At 67.6% G+C, this 9,211-nt stretch carries 9 protein-coding genes; all 9 read left to right on the top strand.

Translation table 11 applies throughout. The features are described 5' to 3' along the window. On the top strand, positions 1–314 hold a 314-nt coding region (locus ACT6Y9_RS05690), incomplete at its 5' end, for a DUF4115 domain-containing protein (protein WP_443743815.1). A gap of 24 nt (positions 315–338) precedes the next feature. Continuing rightward, positions 339–1,592, top strand: a complete 1,254-nt coding sequence (ispG, locus tag ACT6Y9_RS05685) for a flavodoxin-dependent (E)-4-hydroxy-3-methylbut-2-enyl-diphosphate synthase (protein ID WP_443743814.1) — start codon at positions 339–341, stop codon at positions 1,590–1,592. 147 nt (positions 1,593–1,739) lie between these two features. Continuing rightward, the gene (gene hisS / locus ACT6Y9_RS05680) at positions 1,740–3,035 is read left to right on the top strand and encodes a histidine--tRNA ligase (RefSeq protein WP_295480728.1); all 1,296 of its coding nucleotides are present in this window, start codon (positions 1,740–1,742) and stop codon (positions 3,033–3,035) included. A 44-nt stretch (positions 3,036–3,079) separates the two neighbouring features. Next, a complete protein-coding gene (locus ACT6Y9_RS05675) occupies positions 3,080–3,718 on the top strand; it encodes a YfgM family protein (RefSeq protein WP_443743813.1) in 639 nt (212 codons plus the stop codon). 144 nt (positions 3,719–3,862) lie between these two features. Continuing rightward, positions 3,863–5,008 carry an outer membrane protein assembly factor BamB gene (gene bamB, locus ACT6Y9_RS05670; RefSeq protein ID WP_443743812.1) on the top strand — a complete coding sequence of 382 codons (1,146 nt, stop codon included), beginning with the start codon at positions 3,863–3,865 and terminating at the stop codon, positions 5,006–5,008. Between the two features lie 118 nt (positions 5,009–5,126). Further along, complete coding sequence (gene der / locus ACT6Y9_RS05665) at positions 5,127–6,485, top strand: ribosome biogenesis GTPase Der (RefSeq protein WP_443743811.1); 1,359 nt, start codon at positions 5,127–5,129, stop codon at positions 6,483–6,485. 391 nt (positions 6,486–6,876) lie between these two features. Next, positions 6,877–7,137, top strand: a complete 261-nt coding sequence (gene hfq, locus ACT6Y9_RS05660) for an RNA chaperone Hfq (protein ID WP_295480720.1) — start codon at positions 6,877–6,879, stop codon at positions 7,135–7,137. Between the two features lie 34 nt (positions 7,138–7,171). Beyond that, positions 7,172–8,380: a GTPase HflX gene (gene hflX / locus ACT6Y9_RS05655; RefSeq protein ID WP_443743810.1), complete on the top strand. Its 1,209-nt coding sequence runs from the start codon at positions 7,172–7,174 to the stop codon at positions 8,378–8,380. Between the two features lie 219 nt (positions 8,381–8,599). Then, positions 8,600–9,154, top strand: a complete 555-nt coding sequence (locus ACT6Y9_RS05650; protein WP_443743809.1) for a superoxide dismutase family protein — start codon at positions 8,600–8,602, stop codon at positions 9,152–9,154. Positions 9,155–9,211 lie beyond the last annotated feature (57 nt).

The following is a 9,211-nucleotide window of genomic DNA, read 5'->3' as shown; positions in this document are numbered from 1 at the left end:
AGCCCGCGGCGGAGAAGCCCGCCGCGGCGCCCGCGCAGCCGGCTCCGGCCGCCCGGCCCGCCGCCGCGTCCGCGACGAACCACCGCGTGGAATTCCGCCTCGCGGGCGCCTGCTGGGTGCAGGTGATCGCGCCCTCCGGACGCAACGTGATCGCCCGCGAAATGCAGGCTGGTTCGAACGAAGTGCTCGAGATTCCGCGCGGCTCGCGCTTCACGATCGGCAACGCCGACGCGATGCAGCTCATGGTGGACGGACGCGCCTATGCGATCACCGAAACCGTGAGGAACGGCGTCGCGCGCTTCACGCTTCAATAACCCATACAACTTGACGCGCTCGCGATGGCAGTCATCAGCACGGCGGGACTCGCCCGCCACTACACCACCCCGGTGACGATCTCCTGGGGCGGCAACAAGGTCGTGATCGGCGGCGGCCGCCCGGTGGTCGTCCAGTCCATGACGAACACGGCCACCGCGGACGTCGAGGCGACGTACCGGCAGGCGTCGGAGCTCGCCGCCGCCGGCTCCGAACTCGTGCGCCTCACGGTCAACACGCCCGACGCGGCGCGCGCCGTCCCCGAGATCCGCGCCCGGCTCGACCGCGCCGGCATCCATGCCCCGCTCGTGGGCGACTTCCACTACAACGGCCACAAACTCCTCACGGAAATCCCGGAGTGCGCTGCGGCGCTCTCGAAGTACCGCATCAACCCGGGCAACGTCGGCAAGGGCAGCAAGCAGGAGGAGAACTTCGCGCTGATGATCGAGGCGGCGAAGAAGTGGGGCGCGGCCGTGAGGATCGGCGTCAACGGCGGGTCGCTCGACCAGGCGCTCCTCACGCGCCTCATGGACGAGAACGTCCGTGCGGGCGGCCTCCTTACGCCGCAGGCGGTGTTGCGCCGCGCGTTGGTGGAGAGCGCCGTCGACTCGGCGAAGGCCGCCGAGTCCCTGGGCCTTCCCGCCGACCGCATCGTTCTCTCCTGCAAGGTCTCCGAAGTTCAGGAGTTGATCGCGCTCTACCGCGAGCTCGCGAAGTGCTCCTCGTGGGCGCTCCACCTCGGACTCACCGAGGCTGGGATCGGCAGCAAGGGCATCGTCGCTTCGACGGCGGCGCTCGCCGTGCTCCTCGAGGAGGGGATCGGCGACACGATCCGCGTCTCGCTCACGCCTTCGCCCGGCGCCTCCCGCACCGAGGAGGTGGTGGTCGCGCAGGAGATCCTTCAGTCGATGGGCCTGAGGTCCTTCACGCCCATGGTGACGAGCTGCCCCGGGTGCGGGCGCACCTCGTCGGACCTCTTCCAGAAGCTCGCCGAGCAGACGCAGGCGTTCCTCAGGCGCCGCGCGCCCGAATGGCGCCGCACGGCGCCGGGGTCGGAGTCGATGACGGTCGCCGTCATGGGCTGCATCGTCAACGGCCCGGGTGAAAGCCGCCAGGCCGACATCGGCGTGAGCCTTCCGGGTTCGGGCGAGAGTCCCGTTGCCCCGGTCTTCATCCGCGGCGAGAAGGCGGGCGTCCTCAAGGGAGCGGACATCGCCCGGCAGTTTCAAGATATCATTGAAAAATTCGTCCGCGAAACCTACGGGACGCCGGCCGCCTGACGGGCGGCGCGGGCGCTCCCGCCCCTCCGTACGGAGGGGCGGCGGACGCAAACGAATTCACCAGTGCGGGCGGCGCCCGGACGGACGGGGGCAGGTCCCCGGGCTCCGTCGCGGCGTGCGGCCCGCGAGCAGCATCAGCAGAGAAAGATGGCCAAGGAAAAATTCACCGGCGTCAAGGGCATGAACGACATGCTCCCGCAGGACGCCCCGATCTGGCAGTACGTGCAGAAGACCTGCGTGGGCGTGCTCGAAGAGTACGGCTACCAGGAGATCCGCACGCCGATCCTGGAGAACACCCGCGTCTTCACGCGCGGCGTGGGCGAAGTGACCGACATCGTCGAGAAGGAGATGTACTCCTTCACCGACTCGATGAACGGCGACCAGCTCACGCTCCGCCCCGAGTGCACCTCGGCGGTCGTGCGCGCCGTGAACGAGCACAACCTGCTCTACGGCACCACGCAGCGCCTCTGGTACTGCGGCCCGATGTTCCGCCACGAGCGTCCGCAGCGCGGCCGCTACCGCCAGTTCCATCAGCTCGGCGCCGAGGCGCTCGGCATGGCCGGCCCCGACGTCGACGCCGAAATGATCCTCATGCTCTCGCGCATGTGGAAGGCCCTCGGCATCGGTCCGGTGCGTCTTGAGCTCAATACGCTCGGCGCCCAGAACGAGCGCCAGGCGCACCGTGAGGCGCTCATCGCCTACTTCGAGGCGCATAAGGACGAGTTGGACGAAGACGCCCAGCGCCGCCTCTACACGAATCCGCTGCGCATCCTCGACACGAAGAACCCCGACATGCAGGCGCTGGTCGACGCTGCGCCGAAGCTCCTCGACTACCTCGGCGACGAATCGCGCGCCTTCCTGAACCGCCTCGAGGAACTCCTCACGGCGGGCGGCGTGGAGTACACGGTCAATCCGCGTCTCGTGCGCGGCCTCGACTACTACAACCACACGGTCTTCGAGTGGATCACGGACCGCCTCGGCGCCCAGGGCACGATCTGCGGCGGCGGGCGCTACGACCCGCTCGTCGAGATGCTCGGCGGCCGTCCCGCCCCCGGCGTCGGCTTCGCCATGGGCATGGAGCGCGTGATCGAACTCATGCGCGAGGTGGGCAACGTCCCCGAGCGCACCCAGACCGACGTCTACGTGTTGCACCACGGCGGCGACTCGCAGAAGTCCGCGATGCTCCTCGCCGAGCGCCTGCGCGACCTCGGCGTGCGCGTCATCACGCACCCGGGCGAGGCGAGCATCAAGAGCCAGATGAAGAAGGCCGACGCCTCGGGCGCGAAGATCGCCGTCTTCGCGACCGACGACGAGCTCGCGCAGGGTGCGGTGGGCGTGAAGGCCCTGCGCGCCGGCGCCGAAGCCTACGCCGAGCAGACGCTCGAGCCGATCGCCGACGCGCCCGCGCGCATCGCCGCGGCGCTCGCCGCCGAGCGCGGCTGATTTTTCATCCTTCAGAACAACGAACGTTTGAGAGAGTTTGAGCCATGGCTTACGACTTGGAAGAGCAGGAGAGCATTGACCAAATGAAGGCCTGGTGGGACCGGTGGGGCACTCCGGTCACCGCCGCCGTCTGCGTGTGCTGCCTCGGGTTCGCCGCCTGGAACGGCTGGAACTGGTGGCAGCGCAACCAGGCCGGCAAGGCCGCGCAGATGTATGCGCAGCTCCAGCAGGCCGTCGTTGCGAACGACCAGAAGAACGCCGCTTCGCTCTCGACGGGCCTCGTCTCCGAGTACGGCTCCACGATCTACGCGCCCCTCGGGGCGCTCGCCGCCGCGAACGCCGCTCTGCAGAACGGCAACTTCGCCGAGGCGAAGGCGAAGCTCGAGTGGGTGATCGACAAGGCCGGGCGCCCCGAGTACGACGCCCTCGCGCGCATTCGCCTCGCGGGCGTGCTCTATGACGAAGGCAAGCTCGACGAGGCCCTGAAGGTGCTCGACGCCGCGAAGCCCAACGCCGACCAGCGTCCGCTCCTCCTCGACCGCCTCGGCGACGTCTGGGCCGCCAAGGGCGACGTGAAGAAGGCTCGCGAGTCCTGGGCCGAGGCGCAGAAGACGGGGGGCGCGAACAACCCGCTCGCCCGCGTGCTCGAGCTCAAGCTCGCGTCGCTTCCCGCCGAAGGCTGATGAGTGCGCCCGTCCGCGTGCGGCGCGCGCGGACGCGGGGCCCTGCGGAAGCCTTTCCGCAGGGCGATATCTCTTAGAATTCAGGCACGGCGCGGGAGGCCTTCTTTCCGCGCCCACCTTTCTTTCTCCCGGGCATCCATTCAAATGGCTCTTCAGAAATCGCTCACACTTGCCGCCGCCCTCGCGGGCGCCCTGGCGCTCAGCGGCTGCGGCATCTTCTCGTCCTCCGATCCGCACGAACCGCACGACTATCCGGACTTTGCGAAGACGACCGAGGCGAAGGTCGTCTGGCGCACCAACGTCGGCGACGCCGAAGCGAAGAACCTCGCGCCGGCCGTGACCGACACGGCCGTCTACGCCGCGGGCGGGAGCGCGGTCGTGCGCCTTGACCGGCAGACGGGCGACGTCGTCTGGCGCGCCGAAACCGACGGCGCCGTGACGGCGGGCGTCGGCACCGACGGCAGCCACGTGGCCGTGGGCACCGAGAAGGGCGTCGTGCAGGTCTTCGACGCCGAGGGCAAGCTCGCCTGGGAGGCGCGCCTTTCCTCCGACGTCGAGGTGCCGCCCCTCGTGGGCGCGGGCCGCGTGATCGTGAAGACCTCCGACACGCGCGTCACCGGGTTCGACCTCATCACGGGCCAGCGCCTCTGGCACTATCAGGGCCAGGCGCCGGCGCTCACCCTCCGGGGCTTCTCGCAGATGGCCTGGTCGCCCGCGGGCGCTCTGGTCGGGCAGGCCAACGGCCGCCTGATGGCGATGAATCCCGCCGACGGCCGCGTGATCTTCGACGCCGTGATCGGCCAGGCGAAGGGCATCACCGAAGTCGAGCGCCTGATCGACGTGGTCGGCCGCCCCTGGGTGGACCAGGAGCTCATGTGCGCCGCGGCCTTCCAGGGCAACCTGGTCTGCATGAGCTCGCAGAACGGGCGCCTCGTCTGGAGTCAGAAGGTGGACGCCGTCACGGGCCCCGTCGCGGACGGGCGGCTCGTCTATGAAGTGGACGACGCCGGGCGCATCCACGCCTTCAACCGCCGCAACGGGCGCGAGGCGTGGGTGAACGACCAGTTCCTCTACCGCGGCGCCTCCGCGCCGATCCGCGTGGGCACGGCGCTCGCCTTCGGCGACTACGAGGGCCGGATCACGTTCCTCGACCCCGCCACGGGCAATCCCGTCGGCAGCGCCTCGCTCTCGGGCGCGGTGACCACGCCCGCCGCACAGTACGGCTACGGCGCGGTCTTCCAGACGGTCGAGGGCGACGTCGCCTACATTGTGCAGGGCGACGGCGAATAAGCCGCCCCGCTCCGGGAGGTCGGCTCCGCCGCTCCTCTCCAGAGAACCTTCTTCAGAGCCGCGCCGGAGGTGAACCCCTCGGACGCGGCCTTTCCAGTTTTATCAGACCTTCAAACTCATGCTTCCAGTCATCGCTCTCGTGGGCCGGCCCAACGTCGGCAAGTCGACCTTCTTCAATCGGCTCACCCGCAGCCGCGACGCCATCGTGGCCGACTTCCCCGGCCTTACGCGCGACCGTCAGTACGGTCAGGGGCGCGTCGGCGACCGTCCCTACATCGTCGTCGACACGGGCGGCTTCGAGCCCGTGAGGAGCGAGGGCATCGTGCAGGCGATGGCCGGTCAGGCCGAGCTTGCGATCGAGGAGGCCGACTGCGTGCTCTTCCTCTGCGACGCCCGCGCGGGCCTCACGCCCCAGGATCTGCGCATCGCGCAGCACCTGCGCCGCGCCGACCGCCCGGTGCTACTGCTCGTCAACAAGGCCGAAGGCCTCTTGGACACCGCCAAGGCGGAGTTCTACGAGCTCGGTCTCGGCGAGCCCTACCTCGTCTCGGGCGCCCACGGTCAGGGCGTGCGCGACGTGATCGATCTCGCGCTCTCGAAGTGCCCCGAGGATGAGGACGAACCCGAAGCCGAGGAGAAGGAGGTTGATCCCGACGCGCCGAAGCGCATCAAGGTGACGCTCGCCGGGCGCCCGAATGCGGGCAAGTCCACGCTCATCAACTCGCTCATCGGCGAGGAGCGCGTGATCGCCTACGACATGCCGGGCACCACCCGCGACGCGATCAAGGTGGACTTCGAGTACGAAGGGCGTCCCTACGAGTTGGTCGACACCGCGGGCCTGAGGAAGAAGGGACGCGTCTTCGAGGCGGTCGAGAAGTTCTCCGTCGTGAAGACCCTGCAGGCGATCGAGGACTCGAACGTCGTGATCCTCGTGCTTGACGCGAAGGAGGGCGTCTCCGAAGGCGACGCTCACATCGCGGGCTACGTGCTCGACTCCGGCCGCGCCCTCGTGGTCGCCGTCAACAAGTGGGACCTTCTCGACAGCTACGAGCGCGAGCGCTTCAACCTCGAGATCGAGCACAAGCTCCACTTCCTGCGTTGGGCGCGCATGATCCGCATTTCGGCGTTGAAGCGCAACGGCCTCAACCATCTCATGAAGGCCGTCGACGAGGCGCACGCCGCCGCCTACCGCAAGATCCCCACCTCGAAGCTCACCCGTGCGCTCCTCGAGGCCGTGCAGCGCCAGCAGCCACCGCGCGCCCGCGGCGGCCGCCCGAAGCCCCGCTACGCGCACCAGGGCGGTTCGAACCCGCCCGTGATCGTCGTCCACGGCAACGCGTTGGAGGACATCGGCGAGTCCTATCGCCGCTACCTCGAAGGCTGGTTCCGTGAGGCCTTCAACCTCGCGGGCACGCCACTGCGGATCGAGTTCCGCACGAAGGTGAATCCGTACGTCAAAGAGGACGCGAAGAAGTAGTGGAAATAAAGAGGCGGGACGACCGGAATCGTCGCTCCGCCCTTCGTTTGAGGACTTCCGTCCGCACCGCTCGGGCGGCGGAAAAAAGGATTCGCCGCAGCCTCGGGAGAAGCGCCCATGCGGTTCCCGCCGTCGCAATAGTTCCTTTCAAATTCCGAGGAATTTGAAGGAGGACGCGCCGAGAACCCGCAGGGCGGGTGTTAAGATTCGCTCTGCGTGCGGTCCGGTCCCTCGTGAGGCCGGGCGGCAGACGCGGCGGCCCCGGCCTCGCCAAGAGAACAACAAGGAGCGAGCGGACGCACCCGTTCGATACTTCGGCGCCGCCCAAAGAGAACAACAACAAGCAACGCCTGCAACGTGCGAGACTGCAGTGTCGGAGAAGAACAAAATCATGGCGAACAACAAGGTTCAGCTTCTGCAGGATCCGTTCCTCAACCTGCTCCGCAAGGAGCACATCCCCGTTTCGATCTACCTCGTGAACGGCATCAAGCTTCAGGGCCAGATTGAGTCCTTTGACCAGTACGTCGTCATTCTGCGCAACACACTCACGCAGATGGTCTACAAGCACGCCATCAGCACCGTCGTCCCGTCGCGCGCCGTCGCGATGAACGGCGCCGCCCAGACGGGCGCCCAGAACGCGCCGGAGAACTGATCTGACTAACTTTCAGCTTGACGAGACGCGCGAGGTGAAGACTTCGCGCGCCTTTCTCGTGGTCGTCAATCTCGGCCGCGTCTTCTATCAGGACTCCGCCGAGGAGCTCCGTCTTCTCGTCACTTCGGACGGCCTCGAGCCCGTTGGACTCATGCAGGCCAAGCGCGACAAGCCCGATCCCGCCACCTTCCTCGGCTCGGGGAAGATCGAGGAGTTGGGCGAGCTCGCCCGCGAGGCGGGCGCCGACGTCGTCGTCTTCGACATCGCGCTCTCCGCGGCGCAGGAGCGCAACATCGAGCGCGTGCTCAACATTCCCGTGCTCGACCGCACGGAGCTGATTCTCGACATCTTCCGCCAACGCGCGAAGAGCCGCGAGGGCCGGCTGCAGGTCGAGCTCGCGCGTCTCGAGCACCTCTCGACGCGTCTCGTGCGCGGTTGGACCCACCTTGAGCGCCAGAGAGGCGGCTTGGGCAAGACGGGCGGCCCGGGCGAGAAGCAGATCGAACTCGACCGCCGCATGATCGGCGTGCGCATGAAACAGCTGCGCGATCAGCTCAAGCGCCTTGCTCGCCAGCGCGGCACGCAGCGCCGCGCCCGCTCGAGGGGCGACTCGATCACGGTTTCGCTCGCGGGCTACACGAACGCCGGCAAGTCCACGCTCTTCAACAAGCTCACGCGTGCGCAGACGTATGCGGCCGACCAGCTCTTCGCGACGCTCGACACGACGGCGCGCAAGTTCTGGCTGAACGACGAGGAGACCGTGGTCGCCACCGACACCGTGGGATTCATCCGCGGACTGCCGCATCAGCTCATCGAGGCCTTCAAGTCGACGCTCGACGAGACGGTGCACGCCGACCTGCTGCTGCACGTCGTGGACGCCTCGTCCCCGGTGCGCGAGGAGCAGATCGCCGAGGTGAATTCGGTGTTGAAGGACATCAAGGCCGACGACGCCCCGACGATCCTCGTCTACAACAAGATCGACGTGACGAACCACGCCCCGGAGATCATTCGCGACGAAAAGGGGCGCCCAAAGGCGGTCTTCGTCTCCGCGCTCACGGGCGAGGGGCTCGACCTCCTGCGGCAGGCCGTCTCCGAATTCGCCCACGAGTGGCGCGACGAGCACCCGAACGAGCCCCGTCCTCTCGAGGACTGGGAGCGCGAGATGGCCGACGAGGCGGACGACTTCCACCCGAAGCGCCGTAGCGCCGCCGAGGAGCTCGCCGAGCTCGAGAGCCTCATCTGACGCGCATTCGTCGTTGCTCACAACCGCCCGCCGCAGTCGATGCTGCCCGGGCGTTTTTTTTTTGCGCACTTCTTTGAAAGAAAATCAGACGCATGCAAGCAAATGCAACAGGATGCGCAGGCTATTATTTGTCACGACAGAATAATGCTAGGCTATTGAAAGTCAAGGACTTCCTCAATCGGAAGTTCTTCCGAACTCTCAGAACTGGAGGTTTTCTATATGAAGACGTCAGCACTTCTCAGCGTCCTTGCGGCCGCAACGATCTCCCTCAGCGCCGTCGCGGCGGATCAAACGCAGCTCTACGATCCGCTTGCGGAATCGCAGAAGATCGTCGTTCCCGTTGAGCTCCTCGCCAAGGACGGCGCCAAGCCCGTCGGTCAGGTCGTGATCGTTCAGAGCCCCTACGGCCTCGTCTTCTATCCGCAGCTCGCGGGCCTCACGCCCGGCCTGCATGGATTCCACGTACATCAGAATCCGGACTGCGGCCTCACCGACAAGGGCCTCGGCATGAAGGCGGGCGGTCACTGGAATCCCGCGGGCGCGAAGAACCACTCCTTCCCGTGGGACGACGCCGGCCACAAGGGCGACCTGCCGAGTCTCTACGTTGACGCGCAGGGCGCTGCGGCCGTTCCCGTCCTCGCTCCCAAGCTCAAGACCCTCGACGAGGTCCGCGGCCATGCCCTAATGGTGCATGTGGGCGGCGACAACTACCACGATCATCCGGCCGCCTTGGGCGGCGGCGGCGCCCGCATGGCCTGCGGCGTGATCAAGTAGTCCCCGGCGGAGAACGCCTGCGGGGGGCGGCTGCCTGCGCCCCCGCAGACACGCAGC

The sequence above is a fragment of the Sutterella sp. genome, from assembly GCF_052272535.1.
Lineage (GTDB): Bacteria > Pseudomonadota > Gammaproteobacteria > Burkholderiales > Burkholderiaceae_F > Sutterella.
The sequence above is the reverse complement of the archived record's forward strand: the minus strand, read 5'-3'. Positions and strand labels throughout refer to the sequence as shown.